Source organism: Streptomyces sp. 5K101 (assembly GCF_046506645.1).
Taxonomy (GTDB): domain Bacteria; phylum Actinomycetota; class Actinomycetes; order Streptomycetales; family Streptomycetaceae; genus Streptomyces.
The window spans coordinates 280,685-302,364 of sequence record NZ_JBKFFO010000009.1 but is presented as its reverse complement, the minus strand read 5'-3'; the positions used below and the strand labels follow the sequence as shown (position 1 = coordinate 302,364).

Below are 21,680 nucleotides of genomic sequence, written 5' to 3'. Positions count from 1 at the left end.
TGCGCCCACGTTGCCGTCAGTCACTGCCGTCACGGCAGCGGCTCAGCGTCGCTGGTCAGACACCTCAAATCACTACGACGGAGGCATGGCATGGGAGGCTTGGCCCTGACGACGGGCAAACGGAGAAGGGAGAGCGGGTGTCGCAGGAGGCCAGCCCTCGGGGAACTTTCCTGAAGATCGCCGATGCCCTGCGGGCAGAGATCGACGCCAAGCCGGAAATAGCCGAGCTGCCGTCAGCGGCGGAGCTCATGCGTGACCACGGTGTCTCACGCGGGGTCGCGCTGCGCGTCTTCGCCGTCCTGGAGAAGGAGGGACGTGCGGAGCGAGTGCCAGGGGGCCGGTGGCGCGTCGTCCGACCAGGGCAGGAGCGGGACCGCCGGCCACTGACGGAGCAGATCGCAGAAGTCATCCGCACCGACGAGCTCAAGGTGGGGGCACCGTTCCCCAGCACGAGCGCTCTGGCCGAGCGCTTCGGTGTCTCACGGCCAACGGTGGCCAAAGCGCTCGACAGGCTGGAGGCAGCCGGTCTGCTGTCGGCGAGCCAGCAAGGAAAGCAGCGAACCGTACTGGCCCTGCCGGGCCGAGAGGAGCGTTCGTAGCGTGAGCAGCACGGGACTGACCGACTGGGCCTATCCGCTCGCGGAGTCGTTGCTCGCCGAGCCCCTGCCGCGGCGGTGGGCGCACTCGCTCGGGGTCGCTGGGCGGGCTCGAATCATCGCGCCGATCCTGGGCGAAGATGCCGAGCTGCTGGAGGCCGCGGCGGTGCTGCACGACATCGGCTACTCCCCCGACCTGGCCAAGACCGGATTCCACCCGCTGGACGGCGCCCGGTACCTGCGGGACGTCGCCAATGCCGACGTTCGAGTGATCCGGCTCGTGGCCCATCACTCCTGTGCCTGGATGGAGGCTGAGGCCCGGGGGCTGCGCGAGGAGCTGGAGTCCGAGTTCCCGCTGGAGCATGCGGAGCTCTCCGACGCACTCTGCTTCTGCGACATGAACACGACGCCGGACGGGACCCCGACGAATCCCGTCGACCGTGTCAACGAGATCGCGGGGCGGTACGGGCCCGACAGCCTCATCGGCATGTTCATCCGGCGCGCCGAACCGGAGATCCTGGCCTGTACCGCCCGCGTGCTCGAACGGGTCGCCGCGGTGAAGCGTCAGCCGATGTAGGGAGCCGTACGCGTCCGGTCCATGGCGTGCTCGATGCGGAGCCGCATCGTGGGGTGGATGTCGAGTTCTGCCAGGTCCGCCGGGGCAACCCAGCGGACCTGCGTCGTCTCGTTGCTCGTACGCACGTTCCCGCCGATGGGCCGGGCCCGGAAGCAGATGCTGAACTGCTGGCGCGCCTCGCCGTCGTCGTAGAGCATCACGTGACCCGGGTCGGTGTAGATCCCGGACATGTCGACGACTTCGGCCTTGATGCCGGTCTCTTCCCACACCTCGCGCACGACCGTGTCGCTGATGGACTCTCCGACGTCGTGGCCGCCGCCAGGCAGCGCCCAACGGCCGTTGTCAGACCGCTGGATGACCAGCACCTCGCCTGCGTCGTTCTGCACGAACGCCACGACGGACGGCACCACCGAGTTGGCCGGCGGGGCGTCGGGGTCGTGAAGGTAGTCAATGCGTCCCATGCTCAAGCTCCCGTGAGGTCGTGATCCGTCACCTGGCGCGCGCCTCCCCAGGTCTGTTCGATGCTATTCGCGTACGTGTCGAAGAGGCCGCCGCCCGGCAGGCGTCGCAGGTGAAGGACGGGCGCCATGTACGCGCCGATGCCGTAGACGTGGGTGTTCACGAGCATCTCGTCGTCGGCCCGGAATAGCGAGTTGTAGAGCGTCGCGTCGTGGAGCCGGAAGCCGATGTCTGGATGGCTCTTGAACAGAGGACGGTAGTTCATCAGTGCGTTGCGAATCTTGCCGTCCATGATCTGGTGACCCTCGTCTATGCCTCGCTGTTTCACCGCCGCACAGTCGGGATCCCCTAGCAGGATGCGCACCTGGGCATTCCCCTGCACCTTGGCCCTGAGCAGGTCGTGAAAGAGCGGGTCTTCCGAGAGCCACAGACCGGAGTAGACGAGTACGTCGATGTGCGACTGGGCCCGCCCGTAGATCTCCCGCCACAGGCCGGTGGGCACCATGTGCCGATGCGGGTAGACCGTCACGATCTCCGCTTTACTCAGGTCAGACGCGCTGTCCACCGTGCGGGAGTCCTCCCACAGGGTCGTCACCTCGACTTTGAGCACGGATGCGGTCGCGTACTGGTGCCGCCGGTACGGGACCTTCCCCTGCGTGATCCAGCGCTCAACCGTCTTCGGGTTGACCTCGATTGCTTCGGCCAGGTCCTGCACGGTCATGCCCTGGGCCAAGAGGGCGGACCGTAAGCGCTCGTTGGACATCTCAACCCCCGGTGGGACGTCTAGGGACGTCCTGACCGTAGCGAGATGACCCTCAGGTGTCCACGCGCGGGGTGAACAACGCCCCTCACCTGCACCGATTCTGATGGTGCGCCAAGAAGTCCCTGCGCGAAGACCGGAGAGTTCGCCGTCAGGCTTGACGGAGTTCGAAGCAGTACCTATAATAGAGGTACTGCTTCGAGCTCACAGCCCGACTGCGGTTCTCAGCAACACCTGAGGGGCCTTCTTTGGGCTGCTCATGAGCAGAGGGCGGGGACGCTGCAATCCCGCTAAAGGCCAGGTGGAACAGGGCTTCAGCCCGTACTGGCGAGGTGGCCCGGCGACCGCGAGCAACGGCCGGAGAGTGGGGACGAGGTCCCCCTTGCAGTGCGACACCCCATTACGACCAGCGAGGAGAGGAGTCCTGATGAGCGACTTAAGTACGTGGGCGCTGCCCGTGCTGGACCGGCACGGCAGCTATGCCCTTCGCGTCTTCCCTGACCGCCGCTGACGCACGCCGGGATAGCCGGTGACTGGCGGAGTCAGGTCACCTGCACGGTGGATGCCGCGGCCGGTTGCCTCCCTCGCCCGTCTGGCTCTTTGCCGTACGGGCGGGGCGTGGGGAGCCGGATCTTCCGACTTCAACGGCGTGCGGCCCCGGTGTTCGAGCACCGGGGCCGCTGTTTGAGCCGTTCCTACCCTGGGAGGAACACGACTCATGAAGCACATCGGTGCTGTTCAGGCGGTTGTTACCGTCGCCCCGTACGACCGCGAGCCCACGGCCGCGGAGCTGGACGCGATCGAGCGCGAGATGCCCGTCATCACGGCGGAGGTCGAGCTGCTCGACGCGCAGATCACCATGCTGGACCGGGCGCCGTCGCCACTGGACGAGCGGCGGATCCGTCGGGCCCGCAACCGGGTCCTCGCGGCCCGCCGCGACCTCACGAACCGCGCCGCGACGGCGCTGACGGGTGGTGCCGCATGAGCGCGTCCACCCTCGCGGCCCTGAACGCTCCGCTGGTCGTCCTGCGGATGTTCAGTGCCGAGTTCGCGCATCTCCCGGCGCCGGGAGTGTCGGTGTCCACGGTCTACCCGGACCGGCTGGAGCTGTCTTTCCACGGCGACTTCGCCGGGTTCGAGGCATGGCGGGACGCTTTGGGGATCGCGCCCGAGTCCGTGAGCTACCGAGAGCAGGGCGTTCACACGCGCGTCCTGACGACGGAGACCGACTACGCCGGCGCCCGGCTGCGGCTGGTCGGCTACGCCAAGACTCCCGTCGCTCCGGCAGTGCGTTCACGGGCGGAGGTCGGCCCGTGAACAGTGTTCAGATCCGTTCAGCCGAGCGCGCGCTGTCGGTCGGCACGTGGCTGATCGTGGCCGGGGCGATGCTCTACTCGGTCCTCACGGTGACCCCGCTCATGGCGGCGCACACGCCGAAGAAGTGGGACTGGACGGCCCCGATTCTGCCGCTGGTCGTGGACGCCGCGGTCGTCATCGTGGTCCGCCTCGACTCGGTGCTGGCCCGTCTGGGCGGGCACGGCGGCAGGTGGCCGGTCGTGCTGCGCTGGATGACCGGCTGCATGACCCTCGCCCTCAACATCGCCGACTCCGCGCTGAGGAAAGACCTGGTCGGCGTGGCCGTGCACGCGGTCGCGCCGCTGCTGCTGATCGTCACGGCAGAGACCGGGCTCGCCTACCGGCGCGCCATCACCGCTGCCGTGACGCGGCTGGAGGCCGAGCAGCGTGCCGAGCGGGAAGCCCGCGAGCAGAAGGCGGCCGAGCGTCGGGAGGCAGCCGAGAAGCGGGCCCGCGAGGAACGCGAGCACGCCGCCGCGCTGGCGCGTGAACAGCGCGAGCACGAAGCAGCGCTCGCCCGTGAACACGCTGAACGCGAGGAGCGGGCCCGCCGTGAGGAACGCGACCGGGAAGAAGCCCGGGAGCGGGCCGAGCGGGAGGCTCGTGAACGCCGTGAACGCGAGCGTGAACAGCTTGAGCGTGAGCGTGAACGCCGTGAACGGGAGGCCGCTCAGCGCCGCGAGAACGAGCGTCGGGAGCGCGAGGAAGCCGCGCGCCGTGAACAGCGGGAGCGGCAGGAGCGGGCCGAGCGTGACCGCGCCGCACTGCTCGCCGGCGGCCCCGCCACGGAGAAGCTGCCCGAGGACCGAGCCAGGCAGATCGTCCACGCCGCCTACGCCACCGGCCTGCCGGTGCGCACAGCCGCGGAGCTGTGCGGCTGGTCCATCGGCTGGGTCTCCACCCGCTACCAGGAACTGCGCGACACCACCCCGACCGGCCCCCGTGCTCTGGAAGGAGCCGTCTCGTGAAGCTCTCCCCGAACACCGCCCCGGTCGAGCCGGATGACCTGCTCATCCGCATGCACAACCAAGTCGGCGCCGCCGTCGACGTCACCGGCAGCCGCCACGGCACCGACTCCCGCTGGGACTGCCACGGCTGCGGCGCGCACCCCCAGTTCCCCGAGCTGGACAGCCTGTTCACGATCCGCGCCAAGGCCAACGCCCACGCTGCCGCCTGCCGGGCCGCCTACCACCGGCTCGCGTGATGGCCACGCTGCCGGTCTACCGGTGGCGGCTCGCGCCGGACGGCTACGCCACCTACCGCCAGCTCCGTGCCCTCGGGCTGCGGCCCGGCGGGCAGGACGTCGCCGCGCAGCTCGAACGGCCCCGGCGGCGCCGGGGCCCGCTGGTCGCCTACCTGTACCGCATCGACCAGGCCAAGCCCGTCCGCCCCATGACACCTGCCCGGTGGGCGGCTCTGGCGAAGGCGAACGCCGCACAGCGCATCTGCCCCAACTGCCGCCGCGACGCCGGGTATCGCATCCCGCGCTCGCACGGCATGTGCGGCACCTGCATCCACCACGAGGAACAGCGCACCGCCTGATTCCGCAGGGCCCGGCCCTCTCCACCACAGATCACGCCGGGCCCCCTCAGAGCTCCCGAAGGGAGTGCACTCAGCATGACGGACACCACCATCACTCCGGTAGCGGTCCCCGAGGCCGCACCGGAGCCCACGCCACCCCCGGCGACGCCGGACCAGACGAACGCCCTGGCTGCCGATGTGGAGCACACGCCGGGCGGTTGGCCGGTCGTTCCGCTCGCGGTGACCGGCACGAACGCCACCACGTCCCTGCTGGCGGCTGCGGCGCTTGTCGGCGGTCCGGCCGCGCTCGCCGTGGCCGCCACCGGCGCGGTCGTCCTGGGCACGGCGGCTGCCGCCCGCAACCGCCGTGACCAGCGAGGTCAGGCGAAGACCCGGAACGCTGCCCGGACCGGCACGAAGGCGGGGGCAACTGCGCCCGGCCGCAGCTCCCGCCATGGCGCGGGGCGGGTGCCGGGGCAGTCCCGTCACGGGAACGCCGGCAGCACCAAGGTCGCTGGTCGCGGCCGGGGCACGTCGCCCCGCAGCACCACCAGTTCCGCCGGTCGGGCGGGTGGGCTGAACCGCCCTGGACGGAAGGGATCCGCCGGGTCGCCGTCCGCCTCGTCGGGCAAGGCACGCGGCACGGTGGGCCAGATCAAGGCACTTCGGGAAGCCGCACGGCAGACCTCGCCATCACGTGCCGCCCGCCGCAACGAGACGACCGGCGCCCGCCGTTCGCTCGCGGACGCGCGGCGGCAGGCCAAAGCCGACCGGCGGTCCGGGAGCCTGTCCGGTAAGGGACCGGTCGGCCGTGCCGTGGGCAAGGCGGCCGGGCGTGTGGGGAAGGCCCGGGGCGCGGCCATAGAGCGGGCCCGGAAGGCGCGGGACGCGCGGGCCGCCGGGCAGGTCGCCGCCGAACGCGACCAGGCGCGCAAAGCACCCGTCCGCAAGAAGGCGCGCAAGGCCCTGTGGCGGTCTGCGGCCCGGTTCCAGCGCCGCCGCCTGCTGGCCGCGCTGCTGGGCGGTGCGCTCGGGCTGGTCGGTCTGATCACGTCCCCGATCGGTCGCAAGCTCGGACTTCCGTGGCTCATCCACCCCGGCCGCCGCCTGTACGCGCGGCTGATGCGCACCGCCGACGAGCAGCGCACCGCGCGGGACGAGGCCATTCGCGCTGCCCTGCAGGACGACGAGGCCGCCGCCGACGCCGAGGCGAACAGCGACGGCACCGAGCAGATCGGGGACCAGGTCGAGCGTCCGGCCGGTGTCGTCCCCGCAGCACCCAGCATGACGACGAGTGAGGGAGAGATCGTGTCCGGTTTCCGGTTCGAGGACTACGCGGCGGAGATGGAATCCGCCGCCCAGCAGTACGACCCCGAGAGCGCCATGGAGATCCTTGCCATGGTCGAAGGGCTCCCCGCGGCGCTGACCAGCGTGGCGAACGTGATGCGGATCCTCGCCGAGCGCGCGGACTCCGAGTTCCCGCTGGAGAAGGAGGTCGCGGACGGCTTCAACGACATCTTCGGCGCCGTCATGAGCGCGGTCGCGGTCGCGGAGGACATGGGCCCGCTGTTCCGCCAGGCCCACGAGCAGGACATCGCCCGCCACGAGGACCCGCGCAACGGGCCCGAGGCTGAGAAGGGATGGAACGTCTGACATGAGCTCCAACACACAGGCCAAATCGGGGCCGGTGTGGGACTGGGCGGCCGGTCACGGACCCGTGACCGGCGCCCTGTCCGCCACCACCGGATGCCTCGCCGTCGCCACCACCGGAGCCGCCACCGGCATGCCCCCCGGCTGGGCACTCGCCGTCGGCGCGGCCGGCGCGATCGGCCACACCGTCACCAGCCTGCGCGACCGGCTGTCCGCCCGAACCGTCGGCATGCGCGCCGCCTCCTGGCTCATCGGTGCGGGATGGACGACGTGGGCCATGACCACCGGCCCCCTGTCGTGGGCCGCCCTCGGCTCCCTCGCCACCTTCGGGGTCGGCCTGGGGGCCGCCGCCCGCGCCACCCTTCTGCGCGAGGAAGCCCGCGAGCTGGAGGCCATCGCCGCAGCCGAACGGCAGGTCGCCCGCGAACTGTCCGCCGAACGTCGGGCAATCGCCGCCGAATGGGTCGACCGCATCCAGCGCGTCTGCGGCATCACCGTGCGCGTGCTCGCGGTCGAGCAGTGGCCCACCGGCACCGGGTTCACCATCGACGCCGAACTCCCGCCCGGCGGCACCACCTACGACAAGATCGCCCGGGAATCCGCACGGCTGTCCGCCGACGCCCGACTCCCGCACGGCTGCACCGCCGCCGCATCCCAGGGCATCGACCAGGGCCGCGTCCTCATCGACGTGACCACCGTCAACGTGCTCGCCGCCGAGGTCACCTACCCCACCGACTACGGACCGCTGTCCCTGCACACCGGCATTCCGTGGGGGCTGCGGACGAACGCCGACGAGATCCGCGCCTACCTGCGCGAGCAGTGCGCGCTCGTGGTCGGGCCGACCGGTTCGGGCAAGACGAACATGGTCCACACGATCCTCGCCGGATTCGCCCGCGCCACCGACGTCCTCACCTGGGTGATCGACCTGAACGCCGGATCGGCCGGCCTGCCCTGGGTGCGGCCCGCGCTCGACAGCAGCGGGCAGACCACCGACGGCATGCGGCCCGGTGTCGACTGGCTCGCCGCCTCCCACGAGGAAGCCGCGCTGATGCTCGACGCGGCAGTGCGGATCGCCAAGCACCGGAAGATGGCCTACCAGGACCTCATGTCCAAGGCGAACACGGATCTCCTGCCGATCAGTGACCGCATCCCGCAGATCATGCTTGTGATCGATGAGGGTGCGGAGATCCTGGCCGGTACCGACAAGGAATCGCGCAGGCTCGCCGCCAAGATCCTGGAGGTCATCCGGATCGCCCGCGCCATGGGCATCCGCACCGTCCTGACCGCCCTCGGAGCCACCGGGGCCGTGCTCGGCAACCTGATGATCCGCCGGGAAGCCAAGGTCCGCGTCGCCCTCACCGGCGGCGAGACCGAAGGCATGGACCTGGGCAAGCAGTTCCCCGGCTCCCGCGGCCTGCGCGTCGACCAAGCCCCGTACAAGGGCGCCGGATTCATGGGCACCCCTGAATCACCGGCAGCGCTGTTCAAGTCCTGGCGGATCCTGCCCAACCAGATCCGCGACATCGTCGCCGCCACCAGCGACCGGCACCCGCAGCTCGATGCCACGTCGGCCAAGGCGGCCGGACCGGACTACGCCCGCCGCTGGGACAGTACCCGCACCGCGTGGATGCGCGACAACGCTCCCCAGGATCGGAGCGCCGAGCCCGGCACGGCGGCGCACGGACTGAACCTGTCCGCGCTGCGCGAGCAGCGGCCGACCGGGCCGCTGGACGAGGATGCGCTGGCGCGGAAGTTCCGTGAGCAGATCGACGCCCAGTTCGGCACCGTGCCCGAGCCGGGCAACGCCGGGACGGAGCAACTGCCTGCGGCTGGCGGGTTGAACCTCTCCGCTCTGCGGGGCGAGGACAACGCCGCCAAAGAGGCCGCGCTCGCGCTGCTGCTCGCCGCCGGATCGGAAGGCACCGGGGCATCGGCGATCGCCCGCGCGCTCGCGGACGAGCACGGCACCACCCGGCAGACCGTCGTCGGCTGGCTCAAGACATGGACCGACGACGGCACCGCGGTGCGGGTCGGGACCGGTACCAAGGCCCGCTACGTCCACCACCGCCACGCCCCCGAGAACCCTGCCGAGGGCTGACCGCCTGTCGCTTGTCGCACCGGCCACGAGAAGGGCCCCAGACGGCTCCCTAAGAGCCGAAAACGGCTTGTGACCTGCAAGGCGACAAGCGACAAGACAAGACAAGCGACAAGCCGCACGACAAGGCAGACGACAAGCGACACGACAAGCAAGGCACCGGGCAGCACCCCGCCCCAGGGGTGCTGCCCGCCGTCGTTGAAGGGACCCCGTTGTGCACTCCGAGACCGCGTACGAGATCACCACCGTCCCGCTCCAGCCGTCCCCGACGCACGGGGCGATGCTGCCGCACGAGATCCCGCCTGGCGTCCAGCTCGTCACCCTGCCCGGCGGCATCCGCACCCTCGCCTACACCCAGCCCCCCGCCGTACCCGCGCCGCAGCCGGTGCCCATCGCGCAGCCGATTCCGACGTGGGCCAAGACCACCGCACTCCTCACGCCGACGATCGGCGGCGGCATCGCGGCCACCGGCATCGGCCTCTCCTACGCCGCACCGGGACTGATCGCCATGAGCCAAGCCCTGTGGGCCGCCGTCGCCCTCATCGCCGCCGGAGCCATCGCCCTGCCCCTACTGCTCGGCATCGGCCGCAGCCGCACCGGCCGGACGGCCCCGGCGCACATCACGCAGAACATCACCGCCACCGGCCTCTTCGGCCGCGCCACCGGCACCATCAACCACCACTAGGGAGCTTCGGCATGGCCGTGACCGTCTCGCTCGTCGTCCTCTTCGGACTCTGGCTGTTCGCCCTGCTGCGCTCCAGGACTCTCGGCTGCGGCTCCGCCTTCATAGCGGCCGGGTTCGGGTTCTTCCTCGCCTCCACCGGCGCCGCCGAACTCATCAACCAGCTCACCGCAGCCGTGATCAACGCCATCCCCAACCTGTGAACCACTCGCCGATCCACTCAGGAGAACCACCGTGTACGAGGACGACGAACAGTCCATCGACTGCCACCTGTGCGCCCCGTCGGACGACTCCGAGCCCTACCCCTACGCGCACTGCTGCGGCTGCGGCGCGGACGGCTCCAGCGCCATGCCCGACTGCACCTGCGCCTGACAACGCCGAAGGCGGCCGCTCTCTCGCCAAAGACCGCGGCCGCCCTCGTCTGCCAGCACTCATCACAGAACTGGAGACATCCAGCATGACCCATGACCTTCGATCCGCGCTGCTGCCCGCAGCGCTGGACGCTGCCGAACGGGGCTGGCCCGTCCACCCGCTGCGGCCGGGCGGCAAGCGCCCCGCGCTGCACGGCGAGAGCGCATGCACCGGCCGCGGCCCCTGTGCGCGCGGGCACGTGAAGTGGGAACAGCGCGCCACCACCGACCGCGACCGGATCGAGCGCTGCTGGGCTGTGGCCGCGTTCAACGTCGGCATCGCGACCGGCCCGGCCGGGCTGGTCGTCGTCGACCTCGACATGCCCAAAGACAAGAGCTGTTCGGACACGCCTAGCGGCGTGACGACCTTTGAGGCGCTCTGCGAGCGCGCCGGGCAGACCGTCCCCACCACCCGCACCATCCGGACCGCGCGCGGCGGTCGGCACCTGTACTTCCTCGCCCCGGACGGCACCCGGCTGCACAACACGCAGAACGCGCTCGGGCCGAACATCGACACCCGCGCATGGGGCGGCTACGTCGTCGCCCCCGGCAGCACCACCCCACAAGGCACCTACGACGTCCTCACCGACGCGCCGGTCGCCGCGCTGCCCGCGTGGCTGCTCGAAGCCCTCACCCCCGCACAGCGCCCGGCGCAACCCGCGCGGCTCGCGGTGCCGCGCTGCGGCAGCCGGCTCGCGGACTCCGTACTCGAGCGCGAGACCGCCGCCGTCGCCACCGCGACCGAGGGCGGCCGGAACACTCAACTCCTGACCAGCGCCCGCGCGGTGGGCCGCTTCGTCGCATGGGGCGACCTTCCCCGGCACCTGGTCGAGGAGGCTTTTCAGTGGGCTGGCGAAGCGGCCGGCCTCGAACCGTCCGAGTGCCGCGCCACCATCCGCAGCGCCCTGAACTGGTCCATCCGCACCGCCCGACCGCGGGAAACGGCATGACCCCGCGGCCCGACGCCCCCCTGAAAAGCCTCACCTGTCGGCCCACCGGCACAGCAGCCGCCGAACCGGCCACCGCCGCCCCCGGCGAGGGTGCGCCGAAGGTCGTCGCCCGTCAGGGCGTCCTTTCTGCTGTTCGCCCTGACCCGCACGCGGGAGACGGCCGGCACCCCGTCGCGTGGCTGCACATCACCGCACCCGGACGCGGCGCCATCCCCACCGCCACCTCGAAGTGCGCGTGCGGCCGCGACCGAAGCGCGGTCGGCCACCGCAAGGTGCACGCCCTGATCGCCGACCACACCGCCCACCGCGACCTCTGCCCGCTCCACACTCCCCAGGAAGGGAGGACCGCCGCATGACCAGCAACAACGCTCCCGCGCCGTCCATCGACGGAGCGGCCCTGCTCGACGAGGTGGAAGCCTTCCACCGGCGGTTCAACATCTTCCCGCGCGAAGCCGCCTACGTGGCGGTCGTCCTGTGGGACGCACACGCTCACCTGCTCGACTCGTTCGACTCGACACCGCGCATCGCCTTCCTGTCCCCCGAGCCGGGCAGCGGGAAGTCCCGCGCACTGGAGATCGTCGAAACGCTGGTCCCGAACCGCATGGTCGCCGCGCAGGCGTCCGTGTCGGCGATGTTCCGCTCGGTCTCCAGCGTGGAGAAGCGGCCCACGATCCTCTACGACGAGATCGACACGGTGTTCGGCCCGAAGGCCGGGGACAACGAGCCGCTGCGAGGCTTCCTGAACGCCGGGCACCGTAAGGGCGTCGGCATGTGGCGGTGCGTCGGGGACGGAGCGAACCAGACGGTGCAGGAGTTCCCCACCTATTGCGCGGTCGCCATGGCCGGTCTCGGGTCGCTGCCGGACACGATCCTGTCCCGCTCGGTCATCATCCGCATGCGCAAGCGCGCCCCCAACGAGAAGGTGGAGCCCTACCGCCAGCGCATCCACGAGCAGCAGGGCAACGCCCTGCGCGACAGGCTCGCCGCCTGGGCCGACAGCGTCCGCGACAAGGTCGCCGGAGCGTGGCCGGCCATGCCCGATGGGGTGACCGACCGGCCCGCCGATGTGTGGGAGCCGCTGCTGTCCGTCGCGGACGCGGCTGGGGGCGACTGGCCCGCGCGCGCCCGCGCCGCCTGCGTGGAACTGGTCACCGCCGCGCAGGACAACGACGAAGCCTCGCTCGGGGTCCGGCTGCTGACCGACCTGCGCGACGTCGTGTTCTGCGGCGCCGACCGCATGCCCACCGCGGTCATCCTCGAATGCCTCCTGGCCATGGACGACGCGCCATGGGGCGACCTGGACGACAAGCCGCTGAACTCCCGCACCCTGTCCAAACTGCTGGGCCAGTACGTCACCCCCGCCAACAAGCCCATCAAGCCGCGCGGGATCCGAACCGCCTCGGGCACTCCGAAGGGCTACTACGCGGAAGACCTCACGGACGCCTGGACCCGGTACTGCCCCCCGCCCCCTCTCAGGTCCGCAACATCCGCAACGTCCGCCACACCGCAGGTCACAGGGGGTGAATCTGTGGCGGATAGCGCCACAAGCATCCGCCACACGCCGCAGGAAGCCGCCACACCGCTCTTCCCCGTCGCGGGCTGACCGGTCCCATTCGCTCGGTGCCGCCACACCCGCGTGTGGCGGCACCGATCCGCCACAGAACCGCTATCCGCCACAAATCCAAGCCGCTGACCAGCAATGTTGCGGCGTGGCGGATGTTGCGGATTCCCCAGAACGAAACCGACGCCCGCGTCACCGCCCTGGAGGCAGCAGTGAGTTCTGCCCTGCCCACCACTCACCGAGCGCTCACGGTCCCGGAAGTCATGGACGCCCTGAACCTGAGCCGCTTCAAGATCTATGACCTCATCCGCTCTCGTCAGCTCCAGAGCATCAAGATCGGCCGGTCACGACGCGTTCCGGCTGACGCACTCCGCACATTCATCGAGCACCAGTTGGAGGAAGCTGCCTGATGGCACGCAAGAGAAACCCGAACGGCGCCGGCAGTATCTGGCAGCGCAAGGACGGGCGGTACGAGGCCCGGGTGTACGTCCCCCAGCCTGACGGAACCCGCAGGCGTAAGACGGTCTACGGAACCACCTGGGACGAGTGCGACGCCAAGCGGCAGGAGCTGGTCCTGCGGGACCGGCAAGGTGTGCCCACCCCGACGCGCTCGGCCAAGCTCTCCGAGTGGCTGCCGTACTGGCTGGAGGAGTTCGTCAGGAGCGACCGCAAGAAGACGACGTACGCCAAGTACGAGACGCACGTCCGGCGTTACCTCATCCCGCACATCGGCTCCAAGCGCCTGGAGACCCTTGGAGCAGCGGACGTACGTCGCATGCTCACAACTGTAACCACACAGACGTCGGCGGCCACGGCCAAGGAGTCCCACCGGGTCCTGCGCAGCGCGTTGACGGCCGCCTGCCGAGAGGAATTGATCAGCAGGAACGTGGTCAAGCTGGTCCCCGCGCCGCGGGTACAGCCGCGGGAGCTCAAGCCGTGGGACCTGGAGCAGACGACAACCTTCCTGGAGGCCGCGAGGAAGGATCCGCTGTACACGGCGTTCGTCCTGGCAGTCGCTCTCGGGCTGCGACGGGGAGAGGTCCTCGGGCTGCGCTGGTCGGACATCGACCTGGAGCGTCGGACACTCACCGTGCGGAATCAGCTCCAGCGCGTGCAGAAAGAGCTGTACGCGGACAGCACCAAGAACCGCCGGACCCGCGTCATCCCCATCCCGCTGATGTGCGTGGCTCCCCTGCGCTGGCAACGTCTGCGGCAAGCGGCGCAGCGCCACTCGGCCGGACAGAGCTGGCACGACAGTGACTACGTGTTCACGACTCGCACCGGTCGTCCGGTGGAGCCGAGGAACCTCAGCCGGTCGTTCGAGCGCATCTCAGATGACGCAGGGCTCCCCCGCATCCGGCTGCACGACGCCCGGCACGGATGCGCCACGCTGCTGTTCGCGGCCGGGGTGCCGGCGCGGGTCGTGATGGAGATCCTGGGGCACTCGCAGATCGCCGTCACGATGAACATCTACACCCACGTGTCGGACGACAACCGGCGCGAGGCGATGGGTCACATGGACCGGCTTTTGCGGCGTCGCCGCCGGTCAGACTGAGGGACTGCCGTCAAATCCTGCCGTCAACGCCCCCGCAGCGGCTCGCTGCGGGGGCGTTCTGGCTGGTGGGCGCGGACGGTTTCGAACCGCCGACATCTGCTTTGTAAGAGCAGCGCTCTACCCCTGAGCTACGCACCCGTGGATGAGGCCACAGCCTACCTTGCGCACACCCCCCACCTCCAAACCGTTCCCCGGCCGCGGGCCGAGCCCGTCGAGGAGCCGCCGCGACAACGGGAAAGTCGTGGTGCGCAGCGCGAACTAACAGGCCCGTGTGTTCGTCCTTCTGGTGGGAGTATTGACCGGAACGGGCACGGCGGACACGGCACGGGAGTGGCATTGACGGCGAGAGACGCGCGACCGCACCGCAAGGCGCGAGCGAGCGCCGTCCGGGACGTGCGGCACGCCCTCGCGCTGGTGCTCCTCCCGCTGCCGCTCCTCGCCGCCGCGCTGCCGGCCGCCTTCGCCGGGGGCGGCACGCGGCGCTGGTTCGGTGGTCGCGGCGAGAGCCAGCGCGCCGACGCCCAGGCCGCGAAGGACGCGGCCGCCGCCGCGTTCTACGAGCTGGACACCGCCCAGCGCGACCTGCGTATCTCGATCGAGACGATCAGCGCCGTGGACAGTTCGCCGGGTGCCCGCCGCGCGGTCGACGACTTCGCCGCGCTGGGGCACCGTATCGACGAGGTGAGCCACACCTACATCACCGCCGTCGACGCGCACGACCTCGACCGGGACGATCTCGAGGCGTCGGTCGCCGCCCGGGCGCGTACGGAGCTCCACCGGGCCAAGGACGAGCTCGTACGGGTCAAGGGTGAGCTCGACCGGTTCGCGCAGGGGCTCGGGCCGCTGCTCGACAAGGCGGAGACCCAGCTCGCGGCGCTCGCGCCCGCCGTGGAGCGTGCCCGACAGGCGCTGCTGTCCGCGAGCAACGCCCTCGACGCGGTGCGCGGCTCCGGGCTGCGAGCGGACGACCTCGCCGGCCGGCTCGCCGCCCTCGGCCCCGAGCTGACCAGGCTCAACGAGGGCGCCGGCCGGCACGGCGTCACCGAGACGCTCCAGCGCGCCGACCGCGTGCTGCGCGACGCCGAGGCCGTACGGGCCGAGGCCGAGCGGCTGCCCGAGCGCGCCGCCGAGATCGACCGGCGCCTGGTGTCCCTGCGCACCCGCGCCCAGGCCCTGAGCACCCGCGCCGATTCCGTCGCCCCCGTCCTCAGCGAGCTGCGGCGCCGTTTCTCGGCGGCGTGCTGGCAGGATCTCCAGCCCGTTCCGGAGCAGGCCGCGGCCGGCATCCGCCAGGCGGAGGAGAAGCTGAAGGAGGCCGGCAAGGCGCGCGAGGAGCAGCGCTGGCCCGACGCCACCGCCCTGCTCGGCACGGTCCGTGCCCTGCTCAACGCCACGGACGAGGCCGTCTCCGCGGCCGGCGGCCGCCTTCAGCGGCTCAACGCCGTCGCCAAGGATCCACAGCAGGAGATCGAACGAACCCGGTTCGCCATCCGGGACGCCCAGCGGCTGGCCATGGCCGGGCGGAGCACCCCCGACCCGCGCCACGCCCGGCCCCTGGACGACGCCGTCGCCCGCCTGGAGCGGGCGGTCTCCGGGCTGGAGGGCCGCCACCCCGACTACTGGCACTTCCTCCAGGAGACGGCGGCGGTACGGCGGAGTGTCGCGCACGTGGTCGAGCAGATCCGCGAGGAGCGCGGCGGCGGACGGGCCTGACGGCCCAGGCAGCGTCGCCGGATGCGGTGGCGGGCGCGCGTGACCTTGGTCGCGGTCCGCTCCCCGGTGGTCGCGGACGGCTTCGAACTCCCGACATCTGCTGTGTCAGGGCAGCGCTCCACCTCAGGCCGGCCGCGCCGCCCGCGCTTGATCCGCCCGCGACCCGGGCGGATCCTGAAAGCCTGGGCACGCGTACGGACGAAGGAGGCCGGCGATGGCCGCAGGAAGCGTACTGCACCCGAGAGCCGGAGACCGGGCCCACCGCCGCAACCGCATCAGGCTCGACGAGCACCTGCCCGTCGACCACCGGCTGAGCCGCTTCTACCGCATCGGCGCCGGTCTCATGGGGCTCCTGCTCGTCGCCTTCGGCATCCTGGGGCTGATCGACCGGATCGGCTTCTTCGACACCCGCGGGGACACCGTCGCCGGTCTGAACACCAACGGCGCGCTGAGCGTGCTGTCCATCGGCGTCGGGCTGCTGCTCTTCGTCGGCATGGTCGTCGGCGGGAACTTCGCCTCGACCCTCAACATGGTCCTCGGCGTGCTCTTCATCGTCAGCGGGTTCGTCAACCTCGCCCTCCTCGACCGCAGCTTCAACCCGCTCGCCTTCCGCATCCAGAACGTGATGTTCAGCTTCGTGGTGGGCGTGATGCTGATGTTCTTCGGGATGTACGGAAGGGTCAGCGCGACCCTGCCGCACGACAACCCGTACTGGAAGGCCCGCCACCCTGAGGAGGCCGCACGCGAACAGCGGGCCGTGCGCCGCCGTGAACTCGCCGCACAACGGCCGCAGCCACCGCTCCGCGGCCCCCGGTAACCTGACCGCATGCCGCGTTACGAATTCCGCTGCCGGTCCTGTGACGACACGTTCGAGGTCAGCCGGCCCATGGCCGAGTCCTCCGCGCCCGCCAGCTGCCCGGCCGGGCACGACGACACGGTCAAGCTGCTGTCCGCGGTCGCCGTGGGCGGCACGAGGTCCGCGGGACCGGCGCCGAGCGCCGGTGGCGCGGGCGGTGGCGGTGGCGGCGGGTGCTGCGGCGGCGGTTGCTGCGCCTGAGAGCGCAGGCGCAGCCTCAGGCGCGCCCGCCCCGGGCCTGAAGTCGGCCCCGCCCGCTCCCCGGCGGACACGTCCTCAGGCGCGCCCCGCCCTCACGGCGCCCCCGCCTGGCCGAAGCGGCGCAGGATCTCCTCCCCCGCCGCCACCCCCGCCTCGCGGAGCGCCTCCACGTGCGGGGCCGTCCAGCCGGCTTCCGCCAGTTCGCCGTGGGCGGGGCGCCAGGCGCGGTCGGCGCACATCAGGAGGTCCGCGTCGAGCAGGGAGTCACCCGCGGCCAGGGTCAGCCGGACGCCGGTGCGCCGGGCCACCTCACGCACCGCCGCGCTCTTGGTGAGCGGCTTGGGGACCGCGTAGATCTTGCGGCCCTGGAGGGAGACGGACCAGCCCCGTTCCTCCGCCCAGCCGCTGAGGTCCTTGACCCAGCCCTCGGGGAGCAGGGCGCGCTCGACGACGAGGTAGGCGAACAGGTCCTCCGCGACGCGCTCCTTCCTGAGCCACGTCGGGTCGGACGCGGCGGACAGGTGGGCGCGGATCTCGGCCAGCGGCGCGCATTCGTCGGCGAGCCGTGCCGTGACGGAATCGCGCCAGTCGCGGTCGCTGACGCCGTCGACGAGCAGGTGCCCGCCGTTGGCGCAGATCGCGTACCGCGGCGGGGCGCCGGGCAGGCTGATGCGCTGGTACTGCTTGCGGGTGCGGGTGGTCGTGGGGACGAAGACCGTGTCCTCGGTGAGACGGGCGAGGAGACCGGCCGCCGTCTCGGTCATGTACGACAGGGGCTTGCGCTCGTGCACCTCGACGCAGAGCAGCCGGGGCGCCTCCGCGTCGGGCATGGTGAGCGCGAGGGCCGCGTTGGAGTAGATCAGCGTACGGTCGAGGTCGCTGGCGACGAGGACGCTCACTGGCCGGTCACCGCCTTGCCGTCGGCACCGGTGGCGCCCCGCGTGTACTTGGGGTGGATCAGCCCCACGCAGGTGTAGGGCAGGTCGTCGACCTCCTCGACCGGTACGCCTCTCTGCTGGGCGAGCAGCCGTACGTGGTCGAGGTCGGCGCCCGCGCCGCGCTGGGCGAGGATCTTCCAGGGGACGCGGCGCAGCAGGACGCGGGTGGTCTCGCCGACGCCGGGCTTGACGAGGTTCACGTCGTGGATGCCGTACTCCTCGCTGATCCGCTCGACGGCGGCCCAGCCCTCCCAGGTGGGGGCACGGTCGGTGGCCGGCAGTTCCTTGACGTCGGCGTCGACGTCGGCGGCGACCTCGTCGAAGCGGGCGGCGACGGTGTCGAGGAAGTGGCCGGAGACGTCGGCGGAGGCCAGTTCGCGGTAGAACTTCGCGCCGTGGAAGTCGTCGGGTCCCACCAGGTCCGCGCGGAGCACGGTACGGGATATGAGGCCCGAGACGGTGGAGTTGAGGCAGGCGGAGGGGATCAGGAAGTCCTCGCGGGTGCCGTAGGTGCGCACGCAGCCGCCCGGGTCGGCGAGGACGGCGATCTCGGGGTCGAAGCCGTCGAACTCGCGCAGCGCCTCGGCCAGTTCGCGGGTGATGGCGCCCTTGCCGGTCCAGCCGTCGACGAACACGACGTCGGCCGGGTCGTGGTGGGCGGCCAGCCAGCGCAGCGCGTTGGCGTCGATCCCGCGGCCGCGCACGATGGACACGGCGTAGTGCGGGAGGTCGATGCCGTGCCGGTGCTGTGCCCAGCGGCGCATCAGGACGCCGACGGGCGTGCCGGCGCGGGCGAGGGAGACGAGCACGGGGTGGGGCGACCGCTCGGCGAGGACGGTCTCGGTGACGGTGCCGACGGCCCGCGCGATCCGGGCCGCGGACGTCTCGAGCGCGGCCTTGAACAGTGCCTGGTACTGCTCGCTCGGCTGGTACTCGACGGGCAGGGACTCGGCGTAGTGCGCGCCGCCGCTCTGGATGGCCTCCTCGCGCTCCTCCGTGGGCGCTTCCAGTTCGACGTCCGACAGGTCCTGGAGCAGCCAGCCGACCTCCTCGGGCGCGTAGGACGAGAAGGCGGGTCCGCGGAGCGGCTCGGGCAGCATGGAGGCCCTTTCGGGTGCCGGGGATGCCGGGGATGCAGGCGGTGTCGGGGGGACGTACGAGGGGACCACCGCGAGGAGTACGTGCGGTGTGTGGGCCGCGAGGCGGGCCAGCAGGCCGTCGGGGCCGTGCAGTTCGGCGGTGTCGGCGGTCGAGTCGACCACCGCGACGACGGCGTCGAAGCCGCCGCCCGCCACGTTGTAGGCGTAGCGCTCGCCGGGGCCATCGGCGGGGTCGTCGTGGGCCGGGAAGACGAGCCGGGTCCGTATCGCGTAGCCGGGGTCGTCGACGGCGAGGACGGGCGAGCGGGTGGTGGTGGAGTAGGACACGTCGGCGTCGGCGTACTGGTCCAGGGCGACGCCGATCCGCAGCGGCGCGTACATCAGCTCCTCGAAGCCGAGGACGAGCACGCGGCGGCCCGTGCGGCAGGACTCGCCGAGCGCGTCGGCGATGCGCTGCGCCATGGCGGGCAGCTCGGTCTCCAGGGCGCGCCGGTGCTCCGGGGTGAAGCCATGGCGCCCGCCGTCGGGGACGCCGGCCGGCCAGTCCAGATCCATGCGGGTGAGGCGGCCGGCAGGCGCCGGGGCCGGGCTCGCGGCGGGGGCCGTGGGCTCGTGCTCGGCGACGAGCGCCTGCCCCTTCTCCAGGACGCCCTCCGGCAGGCGGACGGTGCCGGAGGCGAGGGACACGAGGTCGACGCGAGCGCCGATCTCGTCCGCGAAGGCGGTGAAGCGCCGCCGGTCCGCCTCGGCGCGCATGTCGACGAGCGCGACGATCACGTACTGCTTGCGCGGGAAGCGCTCGTGCAGGTCGCGGATGGTGTTGAGGACGGTGTTGCCCGTGGAGAACTCGTCGTCGACGAGGATCAGCGGGCCGTCGCCCGCCAGCAGCCGGGGGTCCTCCGGCAGCAGCAGGTGCGTGGTGGCGTGCGAGTGGGACTCCTCGAACCCGCCGGCGCGGGCGACGCCGTCGACCGGGCGGCGGGTGGAGTGCAGATAGGGCGCGAGGGCCACGCCGTCCGCGACGGAGTGGCCGAGGCCGGTCGCGGTCTCCGCGTAGCCGAGGACGACCGCGCGGCGCGACGCGGCGTCGCCGAGCAGCTCGCGCACGCGGCGGCCGAGGTCGTACCCGCACTGCCACACCACGCGCGGGTTCTGCGGGACGTGCTTGCCCAGCACGTTGGACACCAGCAGGTGGGCCCGCTTGGGGTTGCGGCGCAGGGCGAGCCCCAGCAGCTCGGGCAGCCGTTCGTCACCGTCGAGTCCGACTCCGAGCCGGTCCGCGACCCACCTGCCCGACCACACCACGCTGTCCTTCTCCTCCGTCATGAGTCCGTGACTCCCGCCCGCAGCAGGTCCACGAAGCCGATGTCCTCCTTGGCGACGCCGAAGACCTCGGCGCGCTGGAGCGTCCGCTCCGCCCAGGCGCGGTGCGGCTTCACCTCGTTCATCTTGTTCGTGTACGCGGAGCGCAGCACGCCGCCGCCACAGCGCTCGGGGCGCAGGATGTCGCAGGCGTCGCTGTACTCCTCGTGGCTGACCACCGACAGGGCGTGGACGGGCAGCACGTGGGAGGGGTGGATGCAGGTCTTGCCGAGCAGTCCGTTGGCCCGGTCGAGCTCGATCTCGCGCAGCAGGCCGTCCATGTCGTGCTCGATGAGCGCGGTGCGCAGCTCCTCGGCCCGCCCTTCGAGGAAGGGGCTGCGGCGCAACTGTGGCTTGAAGATGCGCTCCTGGGTGGGGAAGTACTCCCACACCGGGCCGGTGATGGTGAAGCCGGTGCCGTCGGATCGGCCGAGCACGTTGACCACGTCGGCGATGACGGAGGTGACGATCCGTACGTCGTACGCCGTCATGTCGGGCGAGCGGCGCAGTCCGTACGCGGAGCAGAAGTCGGTGACGCCGAGGCGCAGGGCGAGGACCCGGTCGCGGTACTTGTCGACGGTGCGCGAGATGCCGACGAGCGTCTCGGTCCTGGTCTCCAGGTAGAGCAGCTCGGGCGACTCCAGGACGGGCATCGCGAAGAGCCGGCGCCCGCAGGCGGCCTCGGCGGTGGCGAGCGCCTCCAGGAAGGGGACGCCGCGCTCCTCGGTGAACTTGGGCAGGACGAATCCGGTCAGCAGGCGTCCTGCGGGCCCCAGGCGCTTCACGAGGTCGGTGATCTGCTCCGGGAAGCGGACCCTGACGAACAGCAGGGGCAGTTCGCCGCCGCGTGCCTCCAACTCGGCGAACTGGCGGACCAGGTTGGCCTCGGCCGCCTCCACGTCCGCGTCGTCGATGGAGTCCTCCAGGCACAGCACCATGGAGACGACGCCCCGGCCGACCTGCTTGACCACGTCGTCGGCGAGCCGGGGGCGGGTGGCGGGGCTGTAGAGCGTGGCGCCGAGGGCGGCGGCGAGCATCCTGGCCGGGGAGCCGGCGTCGAATTCGCTCGGCTGCTGATGGAAGAGTCTCGCCTGGACCGCAGGCGGGATCTGCCCGAAATGACGCATCTACATCCCCCGTACTGCCTCGACGGCCCTGACAACATGTGGCCGGTAATAGTACGTAAGCGCGGGTGTCGAGAGTTCCCCATCTGCATGAAATGCAGGTAACTCGTCCGCTTCGCACCCGTGTCGCCCGGGCTGCCGGACAAGGACCGAGGAGAGCCGGCAACCGGCCCCCGCGTTGTCCCGGGCGCACTCGGGCAGGCAGGATGACGGG

25 protein-coding genes and 1 tRNA gene are annotated in these 21,680 nt (G+C 71.4%); 20 read left to right on the top strand and 6 right to left on the bottom strand.

Annotation, left to right across the window (positions count from 1 at the left end):
* Window positions 1–137: 137 nt before the first annotated feature.
* Window positions 138–599, top strand: coding sequence for a GntR family transcriptional regulator (locus tag ACLB9X_RS19810; protein ID WP_410361704.1), 462 nt, complete (start codon window positions 138–140; stop codon window positions 597–599).
* 1 nt (window position 600) lies between these two features.
* A complete protein-coding gene (locus tag ACLB9X_RS19805) occupies window positions 601–1,173 on the top strand; it encodes an HD domain-containing protein (protein WP_410361703.1) in 573 nt (190 codons plus the stop codon).
* Here the strand turns inward: ACLB9X_RS19805 and ACLB9X_RS19800 are convergent.
* Both ACLB9X_RS19800 and ACLB9X_RS19795 read right to left on the bottom strand, forming a co-directional pair.
* Window positions 1,161–1,634: an NUDIX domain-containing protein gene (locus ACLB9X_RS19800; protein ID WP_410361702.1), complete on the bottom strand. Its 474-nt coding sequence runs from the start codon at window positions 1,632–1,634 to the stop codon at window positions 1,161–1,163. The two genes, ACLB9X_RS19805 and ACLB9X_RS19800, sit on opposite strands and share 13 nt — an antisense overlap.
* Window positions 1,635–1,636: 2 nt before the next feature.
* Entirely contained in the window at window positions 1,637–2,395 is a 759-nt protein-coding gene (locus ACLB9X_RS19795) for a helix-turn-helix domain-containing protein (protein WP_410361701.1), read from the bottom strand.
* 715 nt (window positions 2,396–3,110) lie between these two features.
* On the opposite strand from ACLB9X_RS19795, the gene ACLB9X_RS19790 reads away from it, so the two are divergent.
* The 15 genes from ACLB9X_RS19790 (at window position 3,111) to ACLB9X_RS19720 (ending at window position 14,172) form a co-directional block, all read left to right on the top strand.
* Window positions 3,111–3,377: a DUF6284 family protein gene (locus tag ACLB9X_RS19790; RefSeq protein ID WP_410361700.1), complete on the top strand. Its 267-nt coding sequence runs from the start codon at window positions 3,111–3,113 to the stop codon at window positions 3,375–3,377.
* Window positions 3,374–3,709: a hypothetical protein gene (locus ACLB9X_RS19785; RefSeq protein WP_410361699.1), complete on the top strand. Its 336-nt coding sequence runs from the start codon at window positions 3,374–3,376 to the stop codon at window positions 3,707–3,709. The genes ACLB9X_RS19790 and ACLB9X_RS19785 overlap by 4 nt, the downstream gene beginning before the upstream one ends.
* Entirely contained in the window at window positions 3,706–4,716 is a 1,011-nt protein-coding gene (locus ACLB9X_RS19780) for a DUF2637 domain-containing protein (RefSeq protein ID WP_410361698.1), read from the top strand. The genes ACLB9X_RS19785 and ACLB9X_RS19780 overlap by 4 nt, the downstream gene beginning before the upstream one ends.
* Window positions 4,713–4,952, top strand: coding sequence for a hypothetical protein (locus tag ACLB9X_RS19775; RefSeq protein WP_410361697.1), 240 nt, complete (start codon window positions 4,713–4,715; stop codon window positions 4,950–4,952). Before ACLB9X_RS19780 ends, ACLB9X_RS19775 begins: the two co-directional genes overlap by 4 nt.
* Entirely contained in the window at window positions 4,952–5,290 is a 339-nt protein-coding gene (locus tag ACLB9X_RS19770; RefSeq protein ID WP_410361729.1) for an RRQRL motif-containing zinc-binding protein, read from the top strand. Before ACLB9X_RS19775 ends, ACLB9X_RS19770 begins: the two co-directional genes overlap by 1 nt.
* A 75-nt stretch (window positions 5,291–5,365) precedes the next feature.
* Window positions 5,366–6,922, top strand: coding sequence for a hypothetical protein (locus tag ACLB9X_RS19765; protein ID WP_410361696.1), 1,557 nt, complete (start codon window positions 5,366–5,368; stop codon window positions 6,920–6,922).
* Window position 6,923: 1 nt separating this feature from the next.
* Entirely contained in the window at window positions 6,924–9,017 is a 2,094-nt protein-coding gene (locus ACLB9X_RS19760) for a hypothetical protein (protein ID WP_410361695.1), read from the top strand.
* A gap of 211 nt (window positions 9,018–9,228) precedes the next feature.
* Window positions 9,229–9,699, top strand: a complete 471-nt coding sequence (locus tag ACLB9X_RS19755; protein ID WP_410361694.1) for a hypothetical protein — start codon at window positions 9,229–9,231, stop codon at window positions 9,697–9,699.
* An 11-nt stretch (window positions 9,700–9,710) separates the two neighbouring features.
* On the top strand, window positions 9,711–9,899 hold the full coding sequence (locus tag ACLB9X_RS19750) for a hypothetical protein (RefSeq protein WP_410361693.1): 189 nt from the start codon (window positions 9,711–9,713) through the stop codon (window positions 9,897–9,899).
* Window positions 9,900–9,930: 31 nt separating this feature from the next.
* A complete protein-coding gene (locus ACLB9X_RS19745; RefSeq protein ID WP_410361692.1) occupies window positions 9,931–10,068 on the top strand; it encodes a hypothetical protein in 138 nt (45 codons plus the stop codon).
* An 85-nt stretch (window positions 10,069–10,153) separates the two neighbouring features.
* Window positions 10,154–11,056 carry a bifunctional DNA primase/polymerase gene (locus tag ACLB9X_RS19740; RefSeq protein ID WP_410361691.1) on the top strand — a complete coding sequence of 301 codons (903 nt, stop codon included), beginning with the start codon at window positions 10,154–10,156 and terminating at the stop codon, window positions 11,054–11,056.
* Window positions 11,053–11,412 (top strand): hypothetical protein, encoded by a 360-nt coding sequence (locus ACLB9X_RS19735; RefSeq protein ID WP_410361690.1) that lies wholly within the window; start codon window positions 11,053–11,055, stop codon window positions 11,410–11,412. The genes ACLB9X_RS19740 and ACLB9X_RS19735 overlap by 4 nt, the downstream gene beginning before the upstream one ends.
* Window positions 11,409–12,659 carry a DUF3631 domain-containing protein gene (locus ACLB9X_RS19730; RefSeq protein WP_410361689.1) on the top strand — a complete coding sequence of 417 codons (1,251 nt, stop codon included), beginning with the start codon at window positions 11,409–11,411 and terminating at the stop codon, window positions 12,657–12,659. The genes ACLB9X_RS19735 and ACLB9X_RS19730 overlap by 4 nt, the downstream gene beginning before the upstream one ends.
* A 170-nt stretch (window positions 12,660–12,829) precedes the next feature.
* Window positions 12,830–13,027: a helix-turn-helix domain-containing protein gene (locus ACLB9X_RS19725; protein ID WP_410361728.1), complete on the top strand. Its 198-nt coding sequence runs from the start codon at window positions 12,830–12,832 to the stop codon at window positions 13,025–13,027.
* Window positions 13,027–14,172, top strand: a complete 1,146-nt coding sequence (locus ACLB9X_RS19720; protein WP_410361688.1) for a tyrosine-type recombinase/integrase — start codon at window positions 13,027–13,029, stop codon at window positions 14,170–14,172. The genes ACLB9X_RS19725 and ACLB9X_RS19720 overlap by 1 nt, the downstream gene beginning before the upstream one ends.
* 63 nt (window positions 14,173–14,235) lie before the next feature.
* On the opposite strand, the gene ACLB9X_RS19715 is transcribed toward ACLB9X_RS19720, so the two are convergent.
* Window positions 14,236–14,310, bottom strand: a tRNA-Val gene (locus tag ACLB9X_RS19715).
* Between the two features lie 198 nt (window positions 14,311–14,508).
* Here ACLB9X_RS19715 and ACLB9X_RS19710 point away from each other — a divergent pair.
* The 3 genes from ACLB9X_RS19710 to ACLB9X_RS19700 all read left to right on the top strand — a co-directional run bounded on the left by ACLB9X_RS19710 (window position 14,509) and on the right by ACLB9X_RS19700 (window position 16,942).
* Window positions 14,509–15,885 (top strand): hypothetical protein, encoded by a 1,377-nt coding sequence (locus tag ACLB9X_RS19710; RefSeq protein ID WP_410361687.1) that lies wholly within the window; start codon window positions 14,509–14,511, stop codon window positions 15,883–15,885.
* A gap of 214 nt (window positions 15,886–16,099) precedes the next feature.
* Complete coding sequence (locus ACLB9X_RS19705) at window positions 16,100–16,702, top strand: DUF4383 domain-containing protein (protein WP_410361686.1); 603 nt, start codon at window positions 16,100–16,102, stop codon at window positions 16,700–16,702.
* Window positions 16,703–16,711: 9 nt separating this feature from the next.
* Window positions 16,712–16,942: an FmdB family zinc ribbon protein gene (locus ACLB9X_RS19700; protein WP_410361685.1), complete on the top strand. Its 231-nt coding sequence runs from the start codon at window positions 16,712–16,714 to the stop codon at window positions 16,940–16,942.
* A 92-nt stretch (window positions 16,943–17,034) separates the two neighbouring features.
* Here ACLB9X_RS19700 and ACLB9X_RS19695 read toward each other — a convergent pair whose 3' ends face one another.
* The 3 genes from ACLB9X_RS19695 to ACLB9X_RS19685 are packed head-to-tail and all read right to left on the bottom strand — an operon-like array spanning window position 17,035 to window position 21,469.
* Complete coding sequence (locus tag ACLB9X_RS19695; RefSeq protein ID WP_410361684.1) at window positions 17,035–17,841, bottom strand: HAD family hydrolase; 807 nt, start codon at window positions 17,839–17,841, stop codon at window positions 17,035–17,037.
* Window positions 17,838–20,306, bottom strand: coding sequence for a phosphoribosyltransferase (locus ACLB9X_RS19690; protein WP_410361683.1), 2,469 nt, complete (start codon window positions 20,304–20,306; stop codon window positions 17,838–17,840). Before ACLB9X_RS19690 ends, ACLB9X_RS19695 begins: the two co-directional genes overlap by 4 nt.
* The gene (locus tag ACLB9X_RS19685; protein WP_410361682.1) at window positions 20,303–21,469 is read right to left on the bottom strand and encodes an HpcH/HpaI aldolase/citrate lyase family protein; all 1,167 of its coding nucleotides are present in this window, start codon (window positions 21,467–21,469) and stop codon (window positions 20,303–20,305) included. The genes ACLB9X_RS19690 and ACLB9X_RS19685 overlap by 4 nt, the downstream gene beginning before the upstream one ends.
* Window positions 21,470–21,680 lie beyond the last annotated feature (211 nt).